This is a genomic window from Pseudomonas sp. R5(2019) (assembly GCF_009905435.1).
Lineage (GTDB): Bacteria > Pseudomonadota > Gammaproteobacteria > Pseudomonadales > Pseudomonadaceae > Aquipseudomonas.
The window spans coordinates 1-25,666 of sequence record NZ_JAAAMT010000015.1; the positions used below are offsets into that span (position 1 = coordinate 1).

The 25,666-nt window shown below is 60.3% G+C and carries 24 protein-coding genes, 5 tRNA genes and 1 riboswitch; of the genes, 24 read left to right on the forward strand and 5 right to left on the reverse strand.

Going from position 1 to position 25,666, the window contains the following annotated elements:
• Positions 1-1,408 (forward strand): acetate--CoA ligase (acs, locus tag GUY40_RS12150; protein WP_166569193.1); only part of this gene is annotated, 1,408 nt, incomplete at its 5' end.
• Positions 1,409-1,698: 290 nt separating this feature from the next.
• Here acs and GUY40_RS12155 read toward each other — a convergent pair.
• Positions 1,699-1,881 carry a hypothetical protein gene (locus tag GUY40_RS12155; RefSeq protein WP_166569194.1) on the reverse strand — a complete coding sequence of 61 codons (183 nt, stop codon included), beginning with the start codon at positions 1,879-1,881 and terminating at the stop codon, positions 1,699-1,701.
• 83 nt (positions 1,882-1,964) lie between these two features.
• Between GUY40_RS12155 and GUY40_RS12160 the strand changes: the two genes are divergently transcribed.
• The 13 genes from GUY40_RS12160 to astE all read left to right on the forward strand — a co-directional run bounded on the left by GUY40_RS12160 (position 1,965) and on the right by astE (position 15,237).
• Positions 1,965-2,741 (forward strand): ABC transporter substrate-binding protein, encoded by a 777-nt coding sequence (locus GUY40_RS12160; RefSeq protein ID WP_166569195.1) that lies wholly within the window; start codon positions 1,965-1,967, stop codon positions 2,739-2,741.
• An 89-nt stretch (positions 2,742-2,830) separates the two neighbouring features.
• The gene (locus GUY40_RS12165; protein ID WP_166569196.1) at positions 2,831-3,520 is read left to right on the forward strand and encodes an ABC transporter permease; all 690 of its coding nucleotides are present in this window, start codon (positions 2,831-2,833) and stop codon (positions 3,518-3,520) included.
• Positions 3,517-4,215 (forward strand): ABC transporter permease, encoded by a 699-nt coding sequence (locus GUY40_RS12170; RefSeq protein ID WP_166569197.1) that lies wholly within the window; start codon positions 3,517-3,519, stop codon positions 4,213-4,215. The genes GUY40_RS12165 and GUY40_RS12170 overlap by 4 nt, the downstream gene beginning before the upstream one ends.
• 5 nt (positions 4,216-4,220) lie before the next feature.
• Entirely contained in the window at positions 4,221-5,333 is a 1,113-nt protein-coding gene (locus tag GUY40_RS12175) for a succinylglutamate desuccinylase/aspartoacylase family protein (RefSeq protein ID WP_166569198.1), read from the forward strand.
• A 24-nt stretch (positions 5,334-5,357) separates the two neighbouring features.
• Positions 5,358-6,122, forward strand: a complete 765-nt coding sequence (locus tag GUY40_RS12180) for an ABC transporter ATP-binding protein (protein ID WP_166569199.1) — start codon at positions 5,358-5,360, stop codon at positions 6,120-6,122.
• Between the two features lie 116 nt (positions 6,123-6,238).
• Positions 6,239-7,219 carry a transcriptional regulator ArgR gene (gene argR, locus GUY40_RS12185; RefSeq protein WP_166569200.1) on the forward strand — a complete coding sequence of 327 codons (981 nt, stop codon included), beginning with the start codon at positions 6,239-6,241 and terminating at the stop codon, positions 7,217-7,219.
• Between the two features lie 380 nt (positions 7,220-7,599).
• Positions 7,600-8,820: an aspartate aminotransferase family protein gene (locus GUY40_RS12190; RefSeq protein ID WP_166569201.1), complete on the forward strand. Its 1,221-nt coding sequence runs from the start codon at positions 7,600-7,602 to the stop codon at positions 8,818-8,820.
• 126 nt (positions 8,821-8,946) lie between these two features.
• The gene (gene aruF, locus GUY40_RS12195; RefSeq protein ID WP_166569202.1) at positions 8,947-9,966 is read left to right on the forward strand and encodes an arginine/ornithine succinyltransferase subunit alpha; all 1,020 of its coding nucleotides are present in this window, start codon (positions 8,947-8,949) and stop codon (positions 9,964-9,966) included.
• Positions 9,967-10,027: 61 nt separating this feature from the next.
• The gene (gene astA / locus GUY40_RS12200) at positions 10,028-11,053 is read left to right on the forward strand and encodes an arginine N-succinyltransferase (RefSeq protein ID WP_166569203.1); all 1,026 of its coding nucleotides are present in this window, start codon (positions 10,028-10,030) and stop codon (positions 11,051-11,053) included.
• Positions 11,053-12,516 (forward strand): succinylglutamate-semialdehyde dehydrogenase, encoded by a 1,464-nt coding sequence (astD, locus tag GUY40_RS12205; RefSeq protein WP_166569204.1) that lies wholly within the window; start codon positions 11,053-11,055, stop codon positions 12,514-12,516. Before astA ends, astD begins: the two co-directional genes overlap by 1 nt.
• A gap of 36 nt (positions 12,517-12,552) precedes the next feature.
• Entirely contained in the window at positions 12,553-13,902 is a 1,350-nt protein-coding gene (gene astB / locus GUY40_RS12210; protein WP_166569205.1) for an N-succinylarginine dihydrolase, read from the forward strand.
• 14 nt (positions 13,903-13,916) lie between these two features.
• Positions 13,917-14,207 carry a topoisomerase II gene (locus GUY40_RS12215; protein ID WP_166569206.1) on the forward strand — a complete coding sequence of 97 codons (291 nt, stop codon included), beginning with the start codon at positions 13,917-13,919 and terminating at the stop codon, positions 14,205-14,207.
• A gap of 19 nt (positions 14,208-14,226) precedes the next feature.
• Positions 14,227-15,237: a succinylglutamate desuccinylase gene (gene astE / locus GUY40_RS12220; protein ID WP_166569207.1), complete on the forward strand. Its 1,011-nt coding sequence runs from the start codon at positions 14,227-14,229 to the stop codon at positions 15,235-15,237.
• A 92-nt stretch (positions 15,238-15,329) separates the two neighbouring features.
• Here astE and GUY40_RS12225 read toward each other — a convergent pair whose 3' ends face one another.
• Positions 15,330-15,836, reverse strand: a complete 507-nt coding sequence (locus GUY40_RS12225; RefSeq protein ID WP_166569208.1) for a 6,7-dimethyl-8-ribityllumazine synthase — start codon at positions 15,834-15,836, stop codon at positions 15,330-15,332.
• Between the two features lie 115 nt (positions 15,837-15,951).
• A riboswitch (FMN riboswitch) is annotated at positions 15,952-16,106 on the reverse strand.
• 227 nt (positions 16,107-16,333) lie between these two features.
• Between GUY40_RS12225 and alaS the strand changes: the two genes are divergently transcribed.
• The 8 genes from alaS (at position 16,334) to mgtE (ending at position 23,162) form a co-directional block, all read left to right on the forward strand.
• Complete coding sequence (gene alaS, locus GUY40_RS12230) at positions 16,334-18,958, forward strand: alanine--tRNA ligase (RefSeq protein WP_166569209.1); 2,625 nt, start codon at positions 16,334-16,336, stop codon at positions 18,956-18,958.
• Between the two features lie 97 nt (positions 18,959-19,055).
• Positions 19,056-20,291, forward strand: coding sequence for an aspartate kinase (locus GUY40_RS12235; RefSeq protein WP_166569210.1), 1,236 nt, complete (start codon positions 19,056-19,058; stop codon positions 20,289-20,291).
• A gap of 174 nt (positions 20,292-20,465) precedes the next feature.
• Positions 20,466-20,654 (forward strand): carbon storage regulator CsrA, encoded by a 189-nt coding sequence (gene csrA, locus GUY40_RS12240; RefSeq protein ID WP_166359754.1) that lies wholly within the window; start codon positions 20,466-20,468, stop codon positions 20,652-20,654.
• Positions 20,655-20,726: 72 nt separating this feature from the next.
• Positions 20,727-20,817 (forward strand) — tRNA-Ser (locus GUY40_RS12245).
• A 108-nt stretch (positions 20,818-20,925) separates the two neighbouring features.
• Positions 20,926-21,002, forward strand: a tRNA-Arg gene (locus tag GUY40_RS12250).
• Between the two features lie 74 nt (positions 21,003-21,076).
• Positions 21,077-21,153: transfer RNA gene (locus GUY40_RS12255), tRNA-Arg, on the forward strand.
• 75 nt (positions 21,154-21,228) lie between these two features.
• Positions 21,229-21,305 (forward strand) — tRNA-Arg (locus GUY40_RS12260).
• Positions 21,306-21,719: 414 nt separating this feature from the next.
• Positions 21,720-23,162, forward strand: a complete 1,443-nt coding sequence (gene mgtE, locus GUY40_RS12265; protein ID WP_166569211.1) for a magnesium transporter — start codon at positions 21,720-21,722, stop codon at positions 23,160-23,162.
• Between the two features lie 213 nt (positions 23,163-23,375).
• On the opposite strand, the gene GUY40_RS12270 is transcribed toward mgtE, so the two are convergent.
• The gene (locus tag GUY40_RS12270; RefSeq protein WP_010226671.1) at positions 23,376-23,702 is read right to left on the reverse strand and encodes an Arc family DNA-binding protein; all 327 of its coding nucleotides are present in this window, start codon (positions 23,700-23,702) and stop codon (positions 23,376-23,378) included.
• A 377-nt stretch (positions 23,703-24,079) separates the two neighbouring features.
• On the opposite strand from GUY40_RS12270, the gene phnN reads away from it, so the two are divergent.
• Positions 24,080-24,643 (forward strand): phosphonate metabolism protein/1,5-bisphosphokinase (PRPP-forming) PhnN, encoded by a 564-nt coding sequence (gene phnN / locus GUY40_RS12275; RefSeq protein WP_166569212.1) that lies wholly within the window; start codon positions 24,080-24,082, stop codon positions 24,641-24,643.
• Position 24,644: 1 nt separating this feature from the next.
• Here the strand turns inward: phnN and GUY40_RS28295 are convergent, their stop codons facing one another.
• Positions 24,645-24,935, reverse strand: coding sequence for a PA3371 family protein (locus GUY40_RS28295; RefSeq protein ID WP_256675720.1), 291 nt, complete (start codon positions 24,933-24,935; stop codon positions 24,645-24,647).
• A 233-nt stretch (positions 24,936-25,168) separates the two neighbouring features.
• A complete protein-coding gene (locus GUY40_RS12285; protein ID WP_166569213.1) occupies positions 25,169-25,378 on the reverse strand; it encodes a hypothetical protein in 210 nt (69 codons plus the stop codon).
• Between the two features lie 43 nt (positions 25,379-25,421).
• Here GUY40_RS12285 and GUY40_RS12290 point away from each other — a divergent pair.
• Positions 25,422-25,498, forward strand: a tRNA-Arg gene (locus GUY40_RS12290).
• Positions 25,499-25,666 lie beyond the last annotated feature (168 nt).

Sequence of the window (25,666 nt, forward strand, 5' to 3'; positions counted from 1 at the left end):
CATCACCGCCGACGAAGGCCTGCGGGGCGGCAAGCGCACGGCGCTCAAGGCCAACGTCGACCTGGCGCTGACCAATCCCGAAACCAGCAGCGTGCAGAAGATCATCGTGTGCAAGCGCACCGGCGGCGACATTGCCTGGCATCAGCACCGCGACATCTGGTACGAAGACCTGATGAAGGTCGCCTCCAGCCACTGCGCCCCGAAGGAAATGGGGGCTGAAGAAGCGCTGTTCATCCTCTACACCTCCGGCTCCACCGGCAAGCCCAAGGGCGTGCAGCACACCACGGGCGGTTACCTGGTGTATGCCGCACTGACCCATGAGCGAGTGTTCGACTACCGCCCGGGCGAGGTCTACTGGTGCACCGCCGACGTCGGCTGGGTCACCGGCCACAGCTACATCGTCTATGGCCCGCTGGCCAACGGCGCCACCACCGTGTTGTTCGAAGGTGTGCCGAACTATCCGGACATCACTCGCCTGTCGAAGATCATCGACAAGCACAAGGTCAACATTCTCTACACCGCGCCGACCGCCATCCGCGCCATGATGGCCGAAGGCCAGGCTGCTGTTGAAGGAGCCGATGGCTCGAGTCTGCGCCTGCTGGGCTCGGTCGGCGAGCCGATCAACCCGGAAGCCTGGAACTGGTACTACAAAACGGTCGGCAAAGAGCGCTGCCCGATCGTTGACACCTGGTGGCAGACCGAGACCGGTGGCGTGCTGATCAGCCCGCTGCCTGGCGCAACGGCCCTCAAGCCTGGCTCTGCAACCCGTCCGTTCTTTGGCGTGGTGCCGGCGCTGGTGGACAATCTGGGCAACCTGATCGAAGGCGCCGCCGAGGGCAATCTGGTGATCCTCGATTCGTGGCCGGGCCAGGCGCGGACGTTGTACGGCGACCACGACCGTTTCGTTGACACCTACTTCAAGACCTTCCGTGGCATGTACTTCACCGGTGACGGTGCGCGTCGCGACGAAGACGGCTACTACTGGATCACCGGACGGGTCGATGACGTGCTCAACGTGTCCGGCCACCGCATGGGCACGGCCGAAATCGAAAGCGCCATGGTCGCGCACCCCAAGGTCGCCGAAGCGGCGGTGGTGGGCGTGCCGCACGACATCAAGGGGCAGGGCATTTATGTCTACGTCACCCTCAATGGCGGCGAGGAGACCAACGAGGCCTTGCGTATCGAGCTGAAAAACTGGGTGCGCAAGGAGATCGGCCCGATCGCTTCGCCAGACGTGATTCAGTGGGCACCCGGCTTGCCGAAAACCCGTTCGGGGAAAATCATGCGGCGTATCCTGCGCAAGATCGCCACCGGTGAGTACGACGCCCTCGGTGATATTTCCACCCTGGCCGACCCGAGCGTGGTCCAGCACCTGATTGACACGCACAAAACCATGAAAGTCGCCTGATTCGGCGGCAGGTCAGACAAAACCCCGCCCGGCAGCTCGCCGGGCGGGGTTTTTTCGTTTGGGCTCAATGGTTTGCAAGGCCGGGACAAATCGGGATTGAATCGTTGCCGAGCGCTGTTACCCAGGAAGCATCGCGTAACGGTTTTTGTAACTCCTTTGCCCTCAACCGGGGCAAACCGAAACGCGCAGGTGCTAAAACGGTGCTATTTTAGCGCCCGCCAAAAAAGGCAGGTCGCCAAACTTGCCGTATTTCAAGGCTTTGCCAATAATAGGCGCGGTATTTGCTTTATCTACAGGTTTACCTGTCTTTTGCTTTTGCATAATCCGCGAAAGCTGTCAATGTCCTTGGCCGCTATTTCCAGCGCTTCTGTAACTAGTTGTCGCATTGAAGAAATATCGACTTTCAGGCTGTCGTTAGAATGCCGACCACTGGCCAGAGCTTTTCCGATGCCTGTATCCGGTGGCGACGGCATTGCATTCTCCGTTGTAACTCATTCGCATATTGGGCACGTTGCTCACTCTGCCTTGTATCGCCCTTTACCGATGGAGTCCTTCAATGAAAAAACTCGTGCTGCTAGGCGCTCTCGCACTGTCCATGTTTTCGCTGACGTCGATCGCCGATGAGAAGCCGCTGAAAATTGGCATCGAGGCGGCGTACCCTCCGTTCGCCTCCAAGGCACCGGACGGCAATATCGTCGGTTTCGACTACGACATCGGCAACGCCCTGTGTGAAGAAATGAAGGTCAAGTGCACTTGGGTCGAGCAAGAGTTCGACGGCCTGATCCCGGCACTGAAAGTGCGCAAGATCGACGCGATCCTGTCGTCGATGTCGATCACCGAAGATCGCAAGAAGTCGGTCGACTTCACCAACCGCTACTACCTGACCCCGGCGCGCCTGGTGATGAAGGAAGGCATCCAGGTCAGCGAAGGTCTGACTGAGCTTAAAGGCAAGAAGATCGGTGTGCAGCGCGGTTCGATCCATGATCGCTTTGCCAAGGAAGTGCTGGCCCCCAAAGGCGCCACCATCGTCCCTTACGGTACGCAAAACGAAATCTACCTGGACGTGCAGGCAGGCCGTCTGGATGGCACCGTGGCCGATGCTACGCTGTTGGAAGACGGTTTCCTGAAAACTGACGCAGGCAAGGGTTACGCCTTTACCGGCCCGTCGTTCACCGATCCGAAATACTTTGGTGACGGCGTCGGCATTGCCGTGCGCAAGGGCGACAAGGAAAACCTGGATCGCATCAACGCGGCAATCGCGGCGATCCGTGCCAACGGCAAGTACAAGACCATCCAGGACAAGTACTTCAACTTCGACATCTACGGCCAGTAAGTCGTCGAAGCAACACCTGTGTAATGGTGCAAGCAGCAGGAAGCCTGAGGTTTGCACCATTTTTCATTCCTAAGGTCGAGGACCTCATCATGTTGAAAGGCTACGGGGCAGTCATCCTCGATGGAGCATGGCTGACGCTACAGCTCGCCTTGTCGTCCATGGCCCTGGCCATCGTTCTCGGCTTGATCGGCGTGGCACTGCGTTTGTCGCCCGTGCGCTGGCTGGCGGCACTGGGCGATTTGTACGCCACGGTCATTCGCGGCATTCCCGATCTGGTACTGATCCTGCTGATCTTCTATGGCGGCCAGGACTTGCTCAACCGTGTGGCGCCGTTGCTGGGTTTCAATGACTACATCGACCTGAACCCATTGATGGCGGGTATCGGTACACTGGGTTTCATCTTCGGCGCTTACCTGTCGGAAACCTTTCGCGGCGCCTTCATGGCCATCCCCAAGGGCCAGGCCGAAGCCGGCATGGCGTATGGCATGAGCAACCTGCAGATTTTCTTTCGGGTGCTGGTGCCGCAAATGGTGCGCCTGGCGATTCCGGGCTTCACCAACAACTGGCTGGTACTGACCAAGGCCACCGCGCTGATTTCCGTGGTCGGTCTGCAAGACATGATGTTCAAGGCCAAGCAGGCGGCCGACGCCACCCGCGAGCCGTTCACCTTTTTCCTGGCAGTGGCGGCGATGTACCTGGTCATCACCAGTGTTTCGCTGATCGCCCTGCGGCACCTCGAGAAGCGCTACTCGGTAGGCGTAAAGGCGGCTGACCTATGATCTTCGATTACAACGTCATCTTCGACAGCCTGCCGCTGTACTTCAGTGGCCTGTTGACCACGCTGAAGCTGTTGGTCCTGTCGCTGCTGTTCGGCCTGTTGGCGGCGGTGCCGCTGGGCCTGATGCGGGTGTCCAGGCGGCCGCTGGTGAACATGAGCGCCTGGCTCTACACCTACGTGATTCGCGGCACGCCCATGCTGGTCCAGCTGTTTCTGATCTACTACGGCCTGGCGCAATTTGAAGCCGTGCGTGAAAGCTTCCTCTGGCCCTGGCTGTCGAGCGCGACCTTCTGTGCGTGCCTGGCGTTTGCCATCAACACCAGCGCCTACACCGCCGAAATCATTGCCGGTAGCCTCAAGGCCACCCCGCACGGCGAGATCGAAGCGGCCAAGGCTGTGGGCATGTCGCGCGTCAAGATGTACCGCCGCATCCTGCTGCCATCGGCCCTGCGCCGGGCGCTACCGCAGTACAGCAACGAAGTGATCATGATGCTGCAAACCACCAGCCTGGCATCGATCGTGACCCTGATCGACATCACCGGTGCGGCGCGCACCGTCAACGCCCAGTATTACCTGCCGTTCGAAGCCTACATCACCGCTGGCGCGTTCTACCTGTGCATGACCTTCATCCTGGTACGCCTGTTCAAGATGGCCGAGCGCCGCTGGCTGGGCTACCTGGCGCCACGCAAGGGTTGATGCAGATGCAACGTATCGATCATCGGCTGCCCTGGAGCACCCTGGGCAGCGAACGGACCTTGAGCGTGTTCCGCTTTGGCAGTGGCGAGCGCAAGGCCTATATCCAGGCCAGCTTGCACGCCGACGAATTGCCAGGCATGCGCACCGCCTGGGAGCTGAAAAAACGCTTGCTGGCGCTGGAAGCCGAGGGTGCGCTCAAGGGCGTCATCGAGCTGGTGCCGGTGGCCAACCCGCTGGGCCTCGGGCAGTTGCTGCAAGGCGCCCATCAGGGACGTTTCGAGTTTGCCAGCGGCAAGAACTTCAACCGTGACTTTGTCGAGCTGAGCGCGCCGGTCGCCGAGCGCCTGCAAGGCCGGCTGGGTGATGATCCGCACGGCAATATTCTGGCGATTCGCGAGGCGATGGCCGAGGTGCTGGCGCAGTTGCCGGCGCCGGCCAGCCAGCTGCAAGGCTTGCAGCGTGCACTGCTCAGCCACGCCTGTGATGCGGACGTGGTGCTCGACCTGCACTGTGATTGCGACGCGGCGCTGCACATGTATGCGCTGCCGCAACACTGGCCCCACTGGCGTTCGCTGGCGGCGCATCTGGGCATGCGAGTGGGTTTGCTGGCCGAAGATTCAGGTGGCAGTTCATTCGATGAAGCCTGTTCGCTGCCGTGGCTGCGCCTGGCACAGCAGTTTCCTGATGCGTCGATTCCGCTGGCCTGCCTGGCGACCACGCTGGAACTGGGCGGGCAGGCCGATACCGGCAAGCCTGAAGCCGAGGCCCACGCCGAGGCTATCCTGGCCTTCCTTGCAGAGCAGGGCCTGATCGCCGGCCAATGGCCGCCAGCCCGGCACGAGCCGTGCGAGGGCATGCCCTTTGAAGGCACCGAATTGCTGTTTGCGCCGCACCCGGGTGTGGTGACCTTTCTGCGCCCCGCCGGGGCCTGGGTCGAGAAGGGTGAGGCGCTGTTTGAAGTGATCGACCCCTTGTCTGATCAAGTCAGCACAATCTGTGCCGGCACCTCAGGGGTGCTGTTTGCCCTTGAACGACTACGCTACGCCCAACCCGGCTTCTGGCTGGCGAAAGTGGCGGGGCGTGAACCGCTGCGCCGCGGGCGCTTGCTCAATGACTGACTGCTTTTTGCGAGAACCGATAGCATGTACAAACTAGAAGTCCAAGACCTGCATAAACGCTACGGCAGTCACGAAGTGCTCAAGGGTGTGTCGCTGGCCGCCAAGGCCGGCGACGTGATCAGCATCATCGGCTCCAGCGGCTCGGGCAAAAGTACTTTCCTGCGTTGCATCAACCTGCTCGAGCAGCCGCACGCTGGCAGGATTCTGCTCAACAACGAAGAGTTGAAACTGGTGGCGAACAAGGACGGTGCCTTGAAGGCGGCCGATCCCAAGCAGTTGCAGCGCATGCGTTCGCGCCTGTCGATGGTGTTTCAGCACTTCAACCTGTGGTCGCACATGACGGCGCTGGAAAACATTATCGAAGCGCCGGTGCATGTGCTCGGCATGTCGAAAAAAGAGGCGCTGGAGAAGGCCGAGCATTACCTGGCCAAGGTCGGCGTCTCGCACCGCAAGGACGCGTATCCCGGGCACATGTCCGGTGGTGAGCAGCAGCGCGTGGCCATTGCTCGGGCGCTGGCGATGGAGCCGGAAGTGATGCTCTTCGATGAGCCTACCTCGGCCCTCGACCCGGAGCTGGTGGGTGATGTGCTCAAGGTCATGCAGTCGCTGGCCCAGGAAGGCCGGACCATGGTCGTGGTCACCCACGAAATGGGCTTTGCCCGTGAAGTCTCGAACCAGCTGGTGTTCCTTCACAAGGGTCTAGTGGAAGAGGCCGGCAACCCGCGTGAAGTGCTGGTCAACCCACAGTCAGAGCGGTTGCAGCAGTTCCTCTCGGGCAGTTTGAAGTAAAGTATCACCCTTGATGCACCAAAACAGGTCATGCTGTGCCGCTGGCAGCAGCCTGACCAGGCTTACTTGCCGCAGCTGTCTGCTGCGGCCTTTTTAAAGGTTTCGGACCGCACGTCATGACAGCCCAACGAATCGGATTTCTCATCTGGCCCAGCACCAAAGCCCTGACCCTGGCGCTGGCGGAAGAGGCGTTGCGTGTTGCCCAAAAGGTCCATCCCGAAGTTGTCTATGACCTTCAGTTCCTGCAGGCTGAGCCGCCGCTGGAAGGTGCCTGGCGTTTGCCGGGCGAGCCGTGGAACGGCCGTCTGGAAGGGTGCCAGAAGCTGTTTCTGCTGGCCGACGAGCCGCCGTTGGTGGTCAACCCGGCGCTGGGCAGTGCGCTCAAGCACCTGGTGCGTGCCGGCTGCGTGATTGGCGGCCTGTCGGCCGGTGTCTATCCGCTGGCGCAACTGGGTCTGCTCGATGGATACCGTGCCGCGGTGCACTGGCGCTGGCAAGATGACTTTACCGAGCGTTTTCCGAAAGTCATCGCCACCAGCCATCTGTTCGACTGGGATCGTGATCGCCTGACCGCCTGTGGCGGCATGGCGGTGATGGACCTGCTGCTGGCAGTGCTGGCTCGTGACCATGGTGCCGAATTGGCCGGGGCGGTGTCGGAAGAGCTGGTGGTCGAGCGCATCCGTGAGGGGGGCGAGCGTCAGCGTATTCCACTGCAAAACCGCCTGGGTTCCAGCCATCCGAAGCTGACCCAGGCCGTGTTGTTGATGGAGGCCAATATTGAAGAGCCGCTGACCACTGATGAAATCGCCCAGCATGTCTGCGTGTCTCGCCGTCAGCTGGAGCGAATTTTCAAGCAGTACCTCAATCGCGTGCCGAGCCAGTATTACCTGGAACTGCGCCTGAACAAGGCCCGGCAGATGCTGATGCAAACCAGCAAGTCGATCATTCAGATCGGCCTGTCATGCGGCTTCTCTTCTGGCCCGCATTTCTCCAGCGCCTACCGCAACTTCTTCGGCGCCACCCCGCGCGAAGACCGCAATCAGCGCCGCAGCAGCAATCCTTTCGAGCTTTCGTCCGTTCCTGCCGAGCGCGGCTGAACCCACCCTGTGGGAGCGGATTTACCGAACCGCCGGACCGCCGCGAATAATTTCACCTCGGTCTGTCAGGCGAGCTGCGGTGCAGCTATTCGCGGCGGTCCGGCGATCCGGTAAATCCGCTCCCACAAGGGTTTGACGGTTACCAGCAGGGTTCTGTGCGGTGTTCGAACCGCCGGTAATCTCCCAGTCCCCTAAACACCCGCCACCGTTTAAACTGCGCCTTTGCGACCCTATTTGTCGCATTGCCGAAAGCCTTGGAAAAACAGGGTTTGGCGCTATAAGAAGTTGTCGCTTGGCGGCAAGGCCGGGCGCGAATCTGTCCTTACAATCCCCCCATCGCTCGCCAGTTCCAGGCGAGCGTTCCTCTTCAGGAGACTCCGATGTCCGTTGAGCAAGATCAGGTCCAACGTGCCGATTTCGACCAGGTAATGGTCCCCAACTATGCGCCTGCAGGCTTTATTCCTGTGCGCGGCGCAGGTTCCCGAGTCTGGGATCAGACGGGTCGAGAGCTGATCGATTTTGCCGGCGGCATTGCCGTTAACGTGCTCGGTCATGCCCACCCGGCGCTGGTCGGTGCGCTGACCGAGCAAGCCAACAAGCTCTGGCATGTCTCCAACGTGTTCACCAACGAGCCGGCCCTGCGCCTGGCCAAGAAACTGGTCGACGCCACCTTTGCCGAGCGCGTGTTTTTCTGCAACTCCGGCGCCGAAGCCAACGAGGCCAGCTTCAAGCTGGCCCGTCGGGTCGCCCACGACCGTTTCGGCCCCGAGAAGTATGAAATCATCGCGACATTGAACAGCTTCCACGGTCGTACCCTGTTCACCGTCAACGTCGGTGGCCAGTCGAAGTACTCCGATGGTTTCGGTCCGAAAATCAGCGGCATTACCCATGTCCCTTATAACGATCTGGAAGCGCTGAAAGCGGCGATCTCGGACAAGACCTGTGCCGTGGTCATCGAGCCGATCCAGGGCGAAGGCGGCGTGCTGCCGGCCGAGCTGGCTTACCTGCAAGGTGCCCGCGAGCTGTGCGACGCCCACAATGCCCTGCTGGTTTTCGACGAAGTGCAAACCGGCATGGGCCGCAGCGGCGAGCTGTTCGCCTACATGCACTACGGCGTTGTCCCGGACATCCTCTCCAGCGCCAAGAGCCTGGGCGGCGGCTTCCCGATCGGCGCCATGCTGACCACCGAAGCCCTGGCCAAGCACCTGGTCGTCGGCACCCACGGCACCACCTACGGCGGTAACCCGCTGGCGTGCGCGGTGGGCGAGGCGGTCATCGACGTGATCAACACCCCCAAGGTGCTGGCCGGCGTCAAGGCCAAGCACGATCGCTTCAAGGCCCGCCTGGAACAAATCGGCCAGCAATATGGCCTGTATTCCGAAGTGCGTGGCCTGGGCCTGCTGATCGGTTGCGTGCTCAACGACAACTGGAAAGGCAAGGCCAAGGACATCTTCAACGCCGCCGAGCAAGAAGGCCTGATGATTCTGCAAGCCGGTCCCGACGTGGTGCGCTTCGCGCCAAGCCTGGTGATCGAGGATGCCGATATCGACGCTGGCCTTGACCGCTTCGAGCGCGCTGTCGCCAAGCTGGCCCAAGCCTGACCCGTCGGCGGCCGGCTCCCCGGCCGCCGAACCCTGTTCCTGTGACGAGCGCGTTTTTTCGCGCCCGTCACCCCTTTCCTCCGTGTCGGCGGATGCCGACCTGATAATCCGAAAAGGAGTGACACCATGCTGGTGATGCGCCCCGCGCAAATGGCCGATCTGGGTGAAGTACAGCGGTTGGCCGCAGACAGCCCCATCGGTGTAACGTCCCTGCCGGATGATGCTGGTCGTCTGAGTGACAAGATTGCGGCTTCCGAGGCGTCCTTTGCCGCCGAAGTCAGTTTCAATGGCGAGGAAAGCTACTTTTTCGTGCTCGAAGACAGCCAGACCGCGAAGTTGGTCGGTTGCTCGGCCATCGTGGCGTCGGCCGGTTACTCCGAGCCGTTCTACAGCTTTCGCAACGAGACCTTCGTGCATGCGTCCCGCGAGCTGAAGATCCACAACAAGATTCATGTGCTGTCCCAGTGCCATGACCTGACCGGCAACAGCCTGCTGACCAGCTTCTATGTGTTGCCGGAACTGGTGAATAGCGCCTGGGCCGAGCTCAACTCCCGTGGCCGCCTGATGTTCATGGCCAACCACCCGGAGCGTTTTGCCGATTCGGTGGTGACCGAGATCGTCGGCTACAGCGACGAAAACGGCGATTCACCCTTCTGGGATGCCATCGGGCGCAACTTCTTCGACCTCAACTATGCCGAGGCCGAGCGTCTATGCGGCCTCAAGAGCCGGACCTTCCTGGCCGAGCTGATGCCGCATTATCCGATCTACGTGCCGCTGCTGCCGGATGCCGCCCAAGAGGCAATGGGCCAGGTGCACCCGCGTGCGCAGATCACCTTCGACATCCTCATGCGCGAAGGTTTCGAGACTGACCATTACATCGACATCTTCGACGGTGGCCCGACGCTGCATGCGCGGGTGTCGGGGATCCGCTCGATCGCCCAGAGCCGGGTCGTGCCGGTGAAGCTCGACGACAACCCGATCAAGGGCGGGCGCCAGTACCTGGTCGCCAATGGCCAGTTGCAAGACTACCGCGCCGTGCTGCTGGAGCTGGACTGGGTACCGGGCAAGCCGGTCAACCTGAGTCTGGAAGCGGCCGAGGCACTGGGTGTCGGCGAGGGCGCCAGCGTGCGCCTGGTCGCGGTTTGATTGGCGGCAATTACCGGTTGAGTTGCGCAGGTGTCCAGCGACGCTTGCCTTAGGAGATAGCATGATCGTTCGTCCCGTACGCAGCAGCGATTTACCCGCGCTGATCGAGTTGGCGCGCAGCACTGGCGCCGGCCTGACCACCTTGCCGGCCAACGAAAAGCGCCTGGCGCATCGGGTGGGCTGGGCCGAGAAGACCTTCCGAGGCGAAGCCGAACGCGGCGACGCAGACTACCTGTTCGTCCTTGAAAACGACGCGGGCGAAGTGGTCGGCATTTCCGCCATCGCCGGTGCCGTCGGCTTGCGCGAGCCTTGGTACAACTATCGCGTTGGCCTGACTGTCAGCGCCTCGCAAGAACTGAACATCTATCGGGAAATCCCGACCCTGTTCCTGGCCAATGACCTGACCGGCAACTCCGAGCTGTGCTCGCTGTTCCTGCGCGCCGACTACCGCACTGGCCTCAACGGCCGTTTGCTGGCCAAGGCGCGTTTGCTGTTTATCGCCGAGTTCTCGCAGCTGTTCGGCAACAAGATCATCGCCGAGATGCGCGGCATGTCCGATGAAGCCGGCCGCTCGCCGTTCTGGGAAAGCCTGGGGCGGCATTTCTTCAAGATGGAATTCAGCCAGGCCGATTACCTGACCGGTGTGGGCAACAAGGCGTTTATCGCCGAGCTGATGCCCAAGTTCCCGCTCTACACCTGCTTCCTGTCCGAGGCGGCGCGCAGCGTCATTGGTCGCGTGCACACCGCCACAGAACCTGCCTTGAGCATGCTCAAGAGCGAAGGCTTCAGCTATCAGGGCTATGTCGACATCTTCGACGCGGGCCCGGCCGTGGAGTGCGAGACGGCCAAGATTCGCGCCGTGCACGATAGCCAGGCGCTGGTGCTGGCCGTGGGCACGCCGGGCGATGACGCCACACCGTTCATCATTCACAACCGCAAGCGCGAGGAGTGCCGCATCACCGCAGCGCCTGCGCGGTTGGCAGCCGGCACCCTGGTGGTCGACCCGCAGACCGCCAAGCGCCTGCGCCTGAGCGCCGGAGATCAGGTTCGCGCGGTTCCCTTGTCTGCCTCTCGGGAGAGCAAGTAATGACCACGTTGTATATCGCCGGCAACTGGCAAGCAGGCCAGGGCGAGCCGCTGCAATCGCTGAACCCGGTGACCCAGGCCGTTATCTGGAGCGGGCAGGGCGCCACGGCGGAACAAGTCGACGCCGCCGTCAGCGCAGCTCGCGCAGCCTTCCCGGCCTGGGCCCGTCGCCCGCTGGAAGAGCGCATTACCGTCCTTGAAGCCTTTGCCGCCACCCTCAAGGCCCAGGCCGACGCATTGGCCCGTTGCATCGGTGAAGAAACCGGCAAGCCCCTGTGGGAAGCCAGCACCGAAGTCACCAGCATGGTCAACAAGGTCGCCATCTCGGTGCAGAGCTACCGCGAGCGCACCGGCGAGAAAAGCGGTCCGCTGGCCGATGCCACTGCCGTGCTGCGGCACAAGCCCCACGGTGTGGTGGCGGTGTTCGGGCCGTACAACTTCCCGGGCCACCTGCCGAACGGGCATATCGTTCCGGCACTGCTGGCCGGTAACGCCGTGGTGTTCAAGCCCAGTGAGCTGACCCCCAAGGTCGCCGAGCTGACGGTCAAATGCTGGATTGAGGCGGGCTTGCCTGCCGGCGTTCTGAACCTGGTGCAAGGCGCCCGTGAAACCGGTATTGCCCTGGCCGCGCACAGCGGTATCGATGGCCTGTTCTTCACCGGCTCCAGCCGCACCGGCAACCTGCTGCACAAGCAGTTCTCCGGCCGCCCGGACAAGATCCTGGCGCTGGAAATGGGTGGCAACAACCCCTTGGTGGTCGATGAGGTCGCTGACCTCGATGCCGCCGTCTACACCATCATTCAATCGGCATTCATCTCCGCTGGCCAGCGCTGCACCTGTGCCCGGCGCCTGCTGGTGCCGCAAGGTGCCTGGGGGGACCGCCTGCTGGCGCGCCTGGTGGAGGTCAGCAAGACCCTCAGCGTTGGCGCGTTCGATCAGCAGCCTGCGCCGTTCATGGGGTCGGTGGTGTCCCTTGCGGCTGCCAAGGCCTTGATGGATGCCCAGGCCCAGTTGATTCGTGGTGGCGCCACGGCACTGCTGGAAATGACCCAGCCGCAGGCCAACGCCGCGCTGTTGACCCCGGGCATTGTTGATGTGACGACCGTGGATGGTCGCCCGGACGAAGAGCTGTTCGGGCCCCTGCTGCAGGTGATTCGCTACGCCGATTTCGACGGCGCGATCGCCGAGGCCAACAACACCCAGTACGGCCTGGCCGCGGGTTTATTGTCAGATTCGCAGGCGCGTTACGAGCAGTTCTGGCTGGAAAGTCGGGCCGGTATCGTCAACTGGAACAAGCAACTGACCGGTGCGGCCAGCAGTGCACCGTTCGGCGGTGTCGGTGCCAGCGGCAACCATCGCGCCAGCGCCTATTACGCTGCCGATTACTGCGCCTACCCGGTCGCTTCGCTGGAAGCGGCCAGTGTCAGCCTGCCAGCCACCCTGACCCCGGGCGTAAGGCTTTGAGCCTTCTTATAACAACAGGTCCACGGAGCCGTGCCGATGAAATCGTATGAAGTGAATTTTGATGGGCTGGTAGGCCCGACGCACAACTACGGCGGTTTGTCGTATGGCAACGTCGCCTCCCAGAGCAATAGCCAGCAGACTTCGAACCCGCGTGAAGCGGCGCGCCAGGGCCTGGCGAAAATGAAAGCGCTGATGGAAATGGGCTTTGTCCAGGGCGTGCTGGCACCGCAGGAGCGCCCGGATGTGGCGGCCTTGCGTCGGCTCGGCTTCGCCGGCAGCGATGCGCAAGTCATCGAGCAGGCCGCCAGACAGGCGATGCCTTTGCTGGTTGCCAGCTGCTCGGCGTCCAGCATGTGGGTGGCCAACGCCGCTACCATCAGCCCCAGCGCCGACACCGCCGATGGCCGCGTGCACTTCACCGCCGCCAACCTGAACTGCAAGTACCACCGCAGCATCGAGCACCCGACCACCAGCCGCGTGCTGGGCGCCATGTTCGCCGACGACAAGCACTTCGCTCACCACGCCGCGCTGCCGGCCGTGGCGCAATTCGGGGATGAAGGCGCCGCCAACCACACGCGCTTTTGCCGTGAGTATGGCGAGGCGGGTGTGGAGTTCTTTGTGTACGGTCGCAGTGCCTTTGACAACCGCTACCCGGCGCCGCAAAAGTACCCGGCGCGCCAGACCCTGGAGGCTTCCCAGGCGGTTGCCCGCCTGCACGGGCTGAGCGAGGAGGGCGTGGTCTATGCTCAGCAGAACCCGGCGGTAATCGATCAGGGCGTTTTCCACAACGATGTGATCGCAGTCGGCAACGGCGAGTTGCTGTTCTATCACGAGGACGCCTTTCTCGACACCGACGCGATGCTGGCGCAGCTGCAGGCGAAGTTGGCCCGGCGTGGCGGCAACTTCCAGTCGATCTGCGTGCCGCGTGCCGAGGTCGGGGTCGAAGACGCCGTGCGTTCGTACCTGTTCAACAGCCAGCTGCTGTCGCGTGCGGACGGTTCCATGCTGCTGGTGGTGCCGGAAGAATGCCGGGCCAACCAGCGGGTCTGGAGCTACCTGCAAGGCCTGACCGCCCAGGGCGGCCCGATTGCCGAGGTCAAGGTGTTCGACCTCAAGCAGAGCATGCAGAACGGTGGTGGCCCGGCGTGTCTGCGCTTGCGCGTGGCGCTGAACGAAACGGAGCTGGCGGCGGTGAATCCAGGGGTTATCATGACGGCGCCGTTGTACGACACCCTGACCCAGTGGGTGGACAAGCACTATCGCGATCGCCTGGGCGAAAGCGACCTGGCGGATCCACAGTTGCTGGTCGAGTGCCGTGCGGCATTGGATGAACTGACCCAAATCCTTAAACTGGGGTCGGTTTATCCGTTCCAACTTCAACCTTGATAGAGAATTCGACCATGTCCGACGCCCTGCAGCTGATCCTTGAAGACACCGATGGCACTCAGCTGGAAACCTCCTGCACGCGCTTTGCCGTGGTCTGGCAAGGCAAGGAAGTGTGGATCCAGCAAGACGGCCGTGGCCAGTTGCTGATTGGCGTCGACGTCGAAGAAGACGACGCCGAGTATGCCAACCTGCTGCTGCGACCATTGGCGACTAATCTGGTAAGTCTACAACTCGAGATGGAGCCGGCCGACCCGGGTGACGACGACGAACACGTCCATGGTCCCGACTGCGGTCATCATCATTAAGCATTAAGGAAGCACGCCCATGCTCGCCCTCGGCAAACTGCTCGAACTCACCCTCGCCGACAAAGAACCGGCAGAGAAGACGCAGATGACGGTCAAGGGCGTGCGTTTGCGCTGGCTTGATAAGGGCGCCCTGGAAGTGCGCCCGCCGGAGGCCACTGACAATGGCCTGGACCTGCTGCTGTCAGCGGGGATCCATGGCAACGAAACGGCCCCGATAGAGCTGCTGGATGAGCTTTTGCATGGCATTGCGCGCGGCGAGATCATCCCGCGTGCACGCATTCTGTTTCTGTTCGGCAACCCCGATGCGATCCGTCGCGGTGAGCGTTACATCGAGCAGGACGTCAATCGGCTGTTCAATGGTCGGCATGAGCTGACCAGCGGTTCGGAAGCCCTGCGTGCCAATGAGCTTGAGCGGCTGGCCACCAGTTTCTTCAGCAAGCCTGCGCGCAAGCGCCTGCACTACGATCTGCACACCGCTATCCGCGGCTCGAAAATCGAGCAGTTCGCCCTCTACCCCTATAAAGAAGGCCGCCAGCATTCGCGCGCCGAACTGGCTCGCCTGCGTGCGGCGGGGATGGAAGCGGTGCTGTTGCAGAGCAAGGCGTCGATTACCTTCACCGCCTTTACCTACGAAACCCTTGATGCCGAGGCGTTTACTCTGGAGCTGGGCAAGGCTCGACCGTTCGGGCAGAACCAGGACATCAAGTTGAATCGTCTGGAAGCCCGGCTCAAGCAAATCATCGAAGGCAATGAGCCCGAAGACGACATCAATAATCTCGATGGTCTTCAGCTGTTCAGCGTTGCGCGGGAAATCATCAAGCACAGCGAATCGTTCCACCTGCACTTGCCGGCGGATATCGAAAACTTCTCTGAATTGTCCAAGGGTTATCTGCTGGCCGAAGATCTGGCCGAAACCCGCTGGATTGTGGAGGAGGAGGGTGCTCGGATCATCTTCCCGAACCCGAAGGTCAAGAACGGCTTGCGGGCGGGGATTTTGATCGTGCCGACGACGCCGGAGCAGCTGGCGTAGTGGGAGCAGGGCTTGCCCGCGATGAACGATGACGCGTAAACCCTGAAAATCCGCGGCACCTCATCGCAGGCAAGCCTTGCTCCTACAGGGGATCAGCTGGCGAGCTTGCGGGCGGTGTCCAGGTGGCGCAAGGCGTGCACCTTCTTCAGTGTATCCGCGCAAGTGCGCGCTGCTTCCTGGCCCTTGTGCACGAAGTGATCAAAGAAGAACTTCTGGTGCTCTTCGCCTGCATGGAAGTGATGCGGGGTCAGGACCACCGAGAATACCGGCACCTGGGTTTCCAGCTGAACCTGCATCAGGCCGCTGATCACCGATTGAGCGACGAACTCGTGGCGGTAGATCCCGCCGTCTACTACAAGGCCAGCGGCAACGATGCCGGCATAACGGCCGCTTTGGGCGAGCAGTTTGGCGTGCAGGGGGATTTCGAAGGCGCCGCCGACTTCAAAGAAATCGATATCGCTTTGCTGATAGCCCAGCTTGATCATTTCATCGACAAAACCCTGGCGGCTTTGGTCAACAATATCCTTGTGCCAGCACGCTTGAACAAAGGCGATGCGGCCATGAGGCTGGTGTTTGCTATCGATTGCGGTGGGTTGCATCTTGAATTGACTCCTGTTTGGTTAAAAACAGGGCATTCGGATCGAATGGGATTCAAGGGTACGGCCTGGTCTGCGCCAACCTTGGCGCGGTCCAGGGCTCGGCCCTTGGGCGTTATCCCGCTCTCTCTTCATCCGGACTTTAACCGTCGGCCCCGGAATCACACCGGGTCTGCTGACCTCCTGCGGCAGGCCGCTGGAGCGCTCGCGGGCTATGCGCATTGGCGCGCAATTACCGCCGGTGGGGAATCGCACCCCGCCCTGAGAACGTCGCCACCCTTGCAGGTGGCGAACAGTTTGTAACATACCTTTTGCACCGGTGCATAGGTGGCTTGCTATCGAAATGACCCGATCATGGCAATTTCATCGGACAATCCCTTCACGATCGTATAAACACACTGTACCCAGGCCGCAGGCCCGATATAATGCGGCCCTTTGCCGTCGCAACGTCGATTGACGTCATGCACATGCCTCAGGCCGCAGTCTCCGTGGAAGAACCTATGAAAAGCGCAGAAATCCGTGAAGCCTTCCTTCGCTTCTTCGAAGAGCAAGGCCACACCCGTGTCGCCTCCAGCTCTTTGATTCCGGGCAACGACCCGACCCTGCTGTTCACCAACGCCGGTATGAACCAGTTCAAGGACTGCTTCCTCGGCCAGGAAAAGCGCGCCTACACCCGCGCCGTCAGCAGCCAGAAATGCGTGCGTGCCGGTGGCAAGCACAACGACCTGGAAAACGTCGGCTACACGGCGCGCCATCACACCTTCTTCGAAATGCTGGGCAACTTCAGCTTCGGCGACTATTTCAAGCGTGATGCGATCATCTTCGCCTGGACCTTCCTGACCTCCGACCAGTGGCTGAACCTGCCCAAGGAAAAGCTCTGGGTCACGGTCTACGCCACCGATGACGAAGCCTACGACATCTGGACCAAGGAAGTCGGCGTGCCGGCCGAGCGCATGGTTCGGATCGGCGACAACAAAGGCGCCCCGTACGCCTCCGACAACTTCTGGACCATGGGCGACACCGGCCCGTGCGGCCCCTGCACCGAGATCTTCTACGACCACGGCGCCGACATCTGGGGTGGCCCGCCCGGCTCGCCAGAAGAAGACGGCGACCGCTACATCGAGATCTGGAACAACGTATTCATGCAGTTCAACCGCACCGCCGATGGCGTGCTGCACCCGCTGCCTGCGCCGTCGGTAGACACCGGCATGGGCCTGGAGCGGATCAGCGCGGTGCTGCAGCACGTGCATTCGAACTATGAAATCGACTTGTTCCAATGCCTGCTCGAGTCGTCGGCCAAGGCCATCGGTTGCACCAACGATGCCCAGCCATCGCTCAAAGTGGTTGCCGACCACATCCGTTCCTGCGGCTTCCTGATCGCCGACGGCGTGCTGCCGTCCAACGAAGGTCGTGGCTATGTGCTGCGTCGCATCATTCGTCGCGCCTGCCGTCACGGCAACAAGCTGGGCGCCAAGGGCAGCTTCTTCTACCAGATCGTCGCCGCGCTGGCGGCCGAGATGGGCGAAGCCTTCCCTGAGCTGAAAACCCAGCAGGCGCATATCGAACGCGTCCTCAAGGCCGAAGAAGAGCAATTCGCCAAGACCCTGGAGCAGGGCCTGAAAATCCTCGAGCAGGACCTGGCTTCGCTGCAAGGCAGCGTGGTGCCGGGTGACGTGGTGTTCAAACTCTATGACACCTATGGCTTCCCGATGGACCTCACCGGTGATATCGCTCGTGAGCGCAGCCTGACCCTGGATGAAGCCGGCTTCGAGCGCGAGATGGAAGCCCAGCGCGAGCGCGCCCGCTCCGCCAGCGCTTTCGGCCTGGACTACAACAGCCTGGTCAAGGTTGACGAGCCGACCCGCTTCACCGGTTATGAAGCTACCCACGGCAGCGCCAAGGTCATTGCCCTTTATAAGGACGGCCAGGCCGTCGAGCAGTTGGGCGAAGGCGAGGAGGGCATGGTGATTCTTGACCAGACGCCGTTCTACGCTGAATCCGGTGGCCAGATTGGCGACAGCGGTTACCTGCAGGTCGGCGCTGTACGTTTCGACGTGCGTGACACCACCAAGACGGGCGGTGCGTTCCTGCACCACGGCGTGGTGGCCAGCGGCAGCCTGACCGTGGGTGCCCAGGTCGAGGCTCGAGTCGATGCCGACGTCCAGCAAGCCACCTCCTTGAACCACTCCGCGACGCATTTGCTGCACGCCGCCCTGCGCCAGGTGCTGGGCGATCACGTTCAGCAGAAAGGCTCGCTGGTTGACAGCCAACGCCTGCGTTTCGACTTCAGCCACTTCGAAGCGATCAAGCCGGAGCAACTGCGCCAACTGGAAGACATCGTCAACGCCCAGGTTCGTCAGAACTCCGAGGTCGAGACGGAAGAAACCGATATCGAAACCGCCAAGCAGAAAGGCGCCACGGCGCTGTTCGGCGAGAAGTACGGCGACAGCGTGCGCGTGCTGAGCATGGGCGGCGACTTCTCGGTTGAGCTGTGCGGCGGTATTCACGCCAGGCGCACCGGCGACATCGGCCTGCTCAAGATTGTCAGCGAAGGCGGCGTTGCCTCCGGCGTGCGCCGAATCGAAGCGGTCACCGGTGCGGCAGCACTGGATTACCTGAACGCAGCTGAAGAGCAGCTCAAGGAAGCCGCGCAGTTGGTCAAGGGCAGCCGCGACAACCTGATCGACAAGCTCTCGGCCGTGCTTGAGCGCAACCGCCAGCTGGAGAAACAGCTGGAGCAGCTGCAGGCCAAGGCCGCCAGCGCGGCCGGCGATGACCTGTCGTCCCAGGCGGTCGACATCAACGGTGTGAAAGTGCTTGCCGCCCGCCTTGACGGTGTCGATGGCAAAGGCTTGCTGGCACTCGTCGACCAACTGAAAAACAAGCTGGGGCAGGGCGTTATCCTGCTGGGCGGCGTACATGAAGAGAAGGTTGTGCTGGTAGCCGGTGTGACCAAGGATCTGAGCGCCAGGTTCAAGGCTGGCGATCTGATGAAGCAGGCAGCTGCGGCTGTCGGCGGTAAAGGCGGCGGTCGTCCGGACATGGCTCAGGGTGGGGGCGTCGACGCCTCGGCACTGGATGCTGCGCTGGCGCTGGCCGTACCGTTCGTCGAACAAGGTAACTGATTCACCCGCGCCTTGGCCTGTGGTCTAGTAACAGGCTTTGGCGCGGTAGCGTTTGATTGTTTAATGGGCGCCCTTCCCGGGCTGAGGCGGCATTGAAATGGCTTTGATCGTACAGAAATTTGGAGGTACCTCAGTCGGCACTGTCGAGCGAATCGAGCAGGTAGCCGACAAGGTAAAAAAATTCCGCGAAGCCGGCGACGACCTGGTGGTTGTGCTGTCTGCCATGAGTGGCGAAACCAACCGCCTGATTGATCTGGCCAAGCAGATCACCGGTCAGCCGGAGCCTCGCGAACTCGATGTGATCGTGTCCACCGGCGAGCAGGTGACAATTGCCCTGCTGGCCATGGCGCTGATCAAGCGTGGCGTGCCCGCGGTGTCGTACACCGGCAACCAGGTCCGTATCCTCACCGACAGCGCGCACAACAAGGCGCGCATCCTGCAGATCGACGATCAGAAGATCCGTGGTGATCTGAAGGCCGGTCGTGTGGTGGTCGTGGCCGGTTTCCAGGGGGTCGACGAGCAGGGCAACATCACCACGCTGGGTCGCGGCGGTTCCGACACCACGGGTGTAGCCTTGGCCGCAGCGCTCAAGGCCGATGAGTGCCAGATCTACACCGACGTCGATGGTGTCTACACCACTGACCCGCGCGTGGTGTCCCAGGCGCAGCGCCTGGACAAGATCACCTTCGAGGAGATGCTGGAAATGGCCAGCCTCGGTTCCAAGGTGCTGCAGATCCGCGCAGTCGAATTCGCCGGTAAATACAACGTCCCGCTGCGCGTACTGCACAGCTTCAAGGAGGGTCCGGGCACCCTCATTACTATTGATGAAGAGGAAACCATGGAACAGCCGATCATTTCCGGCATCGCTTTCAATCGCGATGAAGCCAAGCTGACCATCCGTGGCGTGCCAGACACCCCTGGCGTTGCCTTCAAGATTCTCGGGCCTATCAGTGGCGCGAACATTGAAGTCGACATGATCGTGCAGAACGTTTCGCACGATAACACCACCGACTTCACCTTCACCGTGCACCGCAACGACTACGTCAAGGCCGAACAGGTCCTGAAGAACACCGCCAAAGAGATCGGTGCCCGTGAAGTGATCGGCGACACCAAGATCGCCAAGGTCTCCATCGTCGGTGTTGGCATGCGTTCCCACGCAGGCGTTGCCAGCCGCATGTTTGAAGCCCTGGCCAAGGAGAGCATCAATATCCAGATGATCTCCACCTCCGAGATCAAGGTATCGGTCGTGATCGAAGAGAAGTACCTGGAACTGGCAGTGCGTGCACTGCACACCGCTTTCGAGCTGGACGCAGCTGCCCCTCAGGGCGAGTAATGCGTTGATCCCAAGGGCGCGGTCTGACCGCGCCCTTCGTTTTTTTGGGCAGTGTGTGCTTTTGCGTACCCTGGTCAATACTTAGGCGTAGGCCTATTGCCATCGCGGCTGTAGGTCTAAGCCCTTTTTTTGCAGACTGTTTATCCCTGAACTCATTCCGGAAGGAGATAGGTAATGCTGATACTGACTCGTCGGTGCGCAGAAAGCCTGATCATTGGTGATGGAGAAATCACCGTGACCGTGCTCGGCGTCAAAGGCAATCAAGTGCGAATTGGTGTGAACGCCCCCAAAGAAGTGGCCGTGCACCGTGAGGAAATCTACCTGCGCATCAAGAAAGAGAAGGACCAGGAGCCAAGTAACTAATTTTTCTCGAATTATTTTCAAATTTTAGTTTGCAAACGGGGAAAAGGCTGGTTATTATACGCCCCGTGTTGCGGAGAGGTGGCCGAGTGGCCGAAGGCGCTCCCCTGCTAAGGGAGTATACCTCACAAGGGTATCGGGGGTTCGAATCCCCCCTTCTCCGCCATTATTCATGTAGGGCGTTGTTTGAATCGCTGGTTCGCTAAGTTGTTGAAACTAAACGAAAAAGTGGTTGTAAAACAAAAACAACGAACTATAATGCGCGGCAACAAATGCACTCGTAGCTCAGCTGGATAGAGTACTCGGCTACGAACCGAGCGGTCACAGGTTCGAATCCTGTCGAGTGCACCATATAAGAGGTTGTTTTCTACTGGAAAATAACCTCCGCTTCAACCAGGGTAAGCTGGTTTATCAAATACCACCTTGCACTCGTAGCTCAGCTGGATAGAGTACTCGGCTACGAACCGAGCGGTCACAGGTTCGAATCCTGTCGAGTGCACCATTCAAGAGATTGTTTTCTTCTGGAATATAATCTCTGCTTCAACCAGAGGTAAGCTGGTTTATCAAGTACCACCTTGCACTCGTAGCTCAGCTGGATAGAGTACTCGGCTACGAACCGAGCGGTCACAGGTTCGAATCCTGTCGAGTGCACCATATAGTAAGAAGCCCGCCTAATAGGCGGGCTTTTTGCTTTCTGCGATTTATATTTCCCGCCTCCCGTGTCATCGCCATGAAAAAACTGTCATAGAGCTAACTGCCTTCGGCTGTAGGCTTTACGGGAAAGGTCGACCTGTAATTTTTTGAAATCTGTGTTTTTTGCCTGGCGGCGTGCGTCGCACAGCTGCACTCGGACAACGATGAGCTTTGTGTCGCAAGCGATTGTTCTTGCCAAGATTTTAAGCGCCCAAAGCGGTCAAGCGGTGTATCATTGCGCCCGTCAGCCCCGCCGGGGCTTGTGGAATACCTCCATGGACTTACCCAGTAGTTACTCAATAGCTTGTTTCAACAATCACGAATCGACTGATTGATCCTCCCGGCGTGCTCCGCTGCTGGGAGTGGAGTTCGCCTATGACTGAAATCGAAGTAAAAAAATCTCAAGACAGCCTGCAGGATCGTCTTGCGCAGGTCGTTGAGCTGTTGCAGCGCCAACGTGTTGTCGAAGACCTGACCCATCGTCAGGAAGGTCATCACCAAGACCTGGTCGAAAACCTGGTTCACCGCCAGAACCTCGTCGAGCTGCAGCGCAAGCTCGATGATCTGCACTCCGCCGACGTTGCCTATATTCTCGAAGCCCTTCCGCTGGAAGACCGCCTGACGGTCTGGCAGCTGGTCAAGGCCGAGCGTGATGGTGACATCCTGCTCGAAGTGTCCGACTCCGTACGAGAAACCCTGATCGCCGACATGGACGATCACGAAATTCTCGCTGCCGCCAAGGAAATGGACGCCGACGAACTGGCCGACCTTGCGCCAGAGCTGCCGCGCGATGTCGTCCACGAGTTGATGGAAACCCTCGACGCCCAGCAACGCGAACGCGTGCGCTCGGCCTTGAGCTACGACGAAGACCAGGTCGGCGCGCTGATGGACTTCGAGATGGTCACCATCCGCGAAGACGTCAGCCTCGAGGTGGTCCTGCGTTACCTGCGCCGCCTCAAGGAGCTGCCGGGGCATACCGACAAGCTGTTCGTGGTCGACTACGACGGTATCCTCAAGGGCGTGCTGCCGATCAAGCGCTTGCTGGTCAACGATCCTGAAAAGCAAGTGGCTGAAGTCATGGCCAGCGACCCGGTCAGTTTTCATCCGGAGGAAGACGCCTACGATGCCGCTCAGGCCTTCGAGCGTTACGACTTGATCTCGGCCCCCGTGGTCGACAAGAACGACCGCCTGATAGGTCGTCTGACCATCGACGAAATGGTCGACCTGATCCGTGAAGAGAGCGAAAGCGAAGTGCTGAGCATGGCCGGTCTGCGCGAGGAAGAAGACATCTTCGCCTCGGTCTGGCGTTCGCTGCGCAACCGTTGGGCATGGCTTGCGGTCAACCTGATCACCGCCTTTGTGGCGTCGCGGGTCATTGGCCTCTTTGAAGGTTCGATCGAAAAGCTGGTGGCGCTGGCAGCCCTGATGCCAATCGTGGCGGGTATCGGCGGCAACTCCGGTAACCAGACCATTACCATGATTGTGCGCGCGATGGCGCTCGATCAGGTCAGCCCTGGCAATACGTCAAGGCTGATGCGCAAGGAGCTGGGTGTCGGCCTGGTGAACGGCCTGATATGGGGTGGGGTGATTGGCGTTGTTGCCTACCTGTTGTATGACAGCTGGTCATTGGGTGTAGTGATGACCGCAGCCATGACCCTGAACCTGTTGCTCGCCGCCTTGATGGGGGTGTTGATCCCCATGACCCTGGTGCGCCTGGGGCGCGACCCGGCAATGGGTTCCAGTGTGATGATCACGGCGGTCACCGACAGTGGTGGGTTCTTTATTTTCCTCGGCCTTGCGACCGTCTTTCTTCTGTAGTCGGGCTTGGCGCGGAACTTGTAGGAGCGGACCTGGCCGCGATGGGCTGCGAAGCGGCCCCGGCGATTCTGAAATCTATTGCATCTGAATGCTGCACCGCAGATTTCACAGGCATCTGGGGCCGCTGCGCGCCCCATCGCGGCCAGGTCCGCTCCTACAGGGTGACGAAAAAAAGCCAGCGATAAGCTGGCTTTTTTGCACTTGGCTGACAGCTCAGGAAGCGTCTGCAGCCATTTCCGCGTCATGGGCGATCAATGAGACGAGGGCATTCTGCTGGCGGTGTGAGAGTTGGCGGAAGCGTTGCAGCAACTCACGTTCATGGAGTGACAGCTCCGGGCTGTCCAGGCGCATGCTCAACTCTTCGCCGAGTGCGCCTTCCTGGATGAGGCTCTGCTCCAGGCGGGCAATGATCTCGGAGTTCATGCTGCGATGATGGTTACGGGCGACCTCTGCAATGCGCTCACGCATTCCATCGGGTAGGCGCACGACGAATTTGTCAGCCGTACGGCTGGAGTAAATAGCCTGTTTCATTGGGCGCATATAATTGACCGGTTTGGTTCAGGGGAAGCGGTTCTCGAATCGGCCGCAAGACGTGGTTACGACCACCCTGGTGGCTAAATGTTCAACCTGAATTGTGAAAGAGGCTGCATCATGCCTCAATGTCGCCGGTTCATTGGCGTCAATTCTGTGACAAATATTGAGCCGAATAAAGGCTACTGGCCAGTACTGATTATCGGAAATGTGGACTGGTTTGAAAAGTTTCCTCTCGGCGGCTGATCAAAAAAGTCACTTCGGCTGATTCGAGAGGTGCCCTGGCCCGTAGGAGTGCTGTCATACGCACAGACACGCGCGAGCTACCCTAGGTACTGAGCATAGTGGTTCGCAAGCCCGCCGCAAGTAGCGAGGTGCCATTACCGATGGTAGGCAGACTAATTTACCTGATGGGCCCTTCGGGCTCTGGCAAGGACAGCCTTATAAATGCCGCGCGGTCAGACCTGCAGTGCCGGCAGGTGCGTGTTGTCCAGCGGGTCATTACCCGTTCGGCCGAGGCAGTGGGAGAAGACGCCATCGGCGTTACCCCGGCGATGTTCGAGCAACTTCGACAGGCCGGTACTTTTGCCATGCACTGGCTAGCCAATGGGTTGTGCTACGGCATTCCTGCGCAGATCGATGAATGGCTGGCGAATGGCGAGGATGTAGTAGTCAACGGCTCGCGAGGCTATCTGGAAGAAGCGCTGCGGCGCTACCCGGACCTGCTGCCGGTATTGGTTCATGTGCAAAGCGAGGTGCTGAGGCAACGGCTGGTCAGTCGCGGCCGCGAGAGCCTGGAAGAGATCGAACGGCGGCTGGCGCGCAATGATCAGTTCGATAGCGGTTCCCAATCCCGGGGTGGGGTTGTGATTGCACGGCTGGACAACTCGACGTCCCTTGAGGACGCCGTGCAGCGCCTGTTGCAGCTGTTTGTGCGAGTCGAGGTCTGATTCAGCGCAACATCGGGTCGAACCTGATCTTGCGGCCTCGCATCAGTGCCAGCACCAACAGGACTAAAAACAATGCGCTGCTGCAACCGAGCAACGCACTCGTATCCGCCGATTCGGGTGGCAACGCCATGGCCGCCAGAAAACTGACGAGGCTCATCAGTAGAAAAATCTTTGCAGTTTTGGACATGCGTCGGTCCCATTCAAAAAACGAATCGCTGGGTTTGAGCCGAAGAGTGCGTTGGCGCTGGCAACACTTCGGCTGCTTGCTGAGGACGTTGAGCTTGCGTTGCATGAATCACAGCGAGTTGCGGTCTCATCGACGTGGCGGGAACGACAACGCTCGCTGTGGGGTCTGAACTTTCAGAAGAGTAGTAATGAAAGGACACCAGTGCAACGAGGGCAAGGGCGTTAAGCAGGCAAAGGGCGCTGTTCATGAGTCTTCTCCGCGTTGATGACGCACAGCTGTGATTCACAAGCTCTGTGCAGCAGACCTTATGCCAACCGGATTTCCTATAAAAAATCCTTTTAATTCAAATAGTTAAAATATTTCCATGCAGGCTTTTCCTTGCAATCTGCATGGCAGCCTTTTTGCGCCATTGCAAAATGCACGGTCTCAATCAAAGGCCTGTGGTAGAGGGGCGGGGGCTGTGTCGGCTGTTTTGGGGCTGTGGCGCCGACGGCTACACTTAAAAAGCCAGCGGATGACATGACAAACGCTGGCATGCTGGTTAACATGCTCACCGTCCATCGCCGCGCACGTTCGTCGCACGGCATCAATGTCTCAGTAGCTCAATTGGATAGAGCATCCCCCTCCTAAGGGGAAGGTTGGCAGTTCGAACCTGCCCTGGGACACCATACAAATCAAACGGTTATCACTCTAATCTTTTTTCCTTGTATGGCTGGCTATCACTGGCTAGCGAAACCTTCTACATCGCTAACCTCAGCTACCAGTGATTTTGCCAGGTTCTTCGCTCATCGATGCCTCATGCCACCCAGCCTGCCCCATTACTTGGGTTGGTTAAT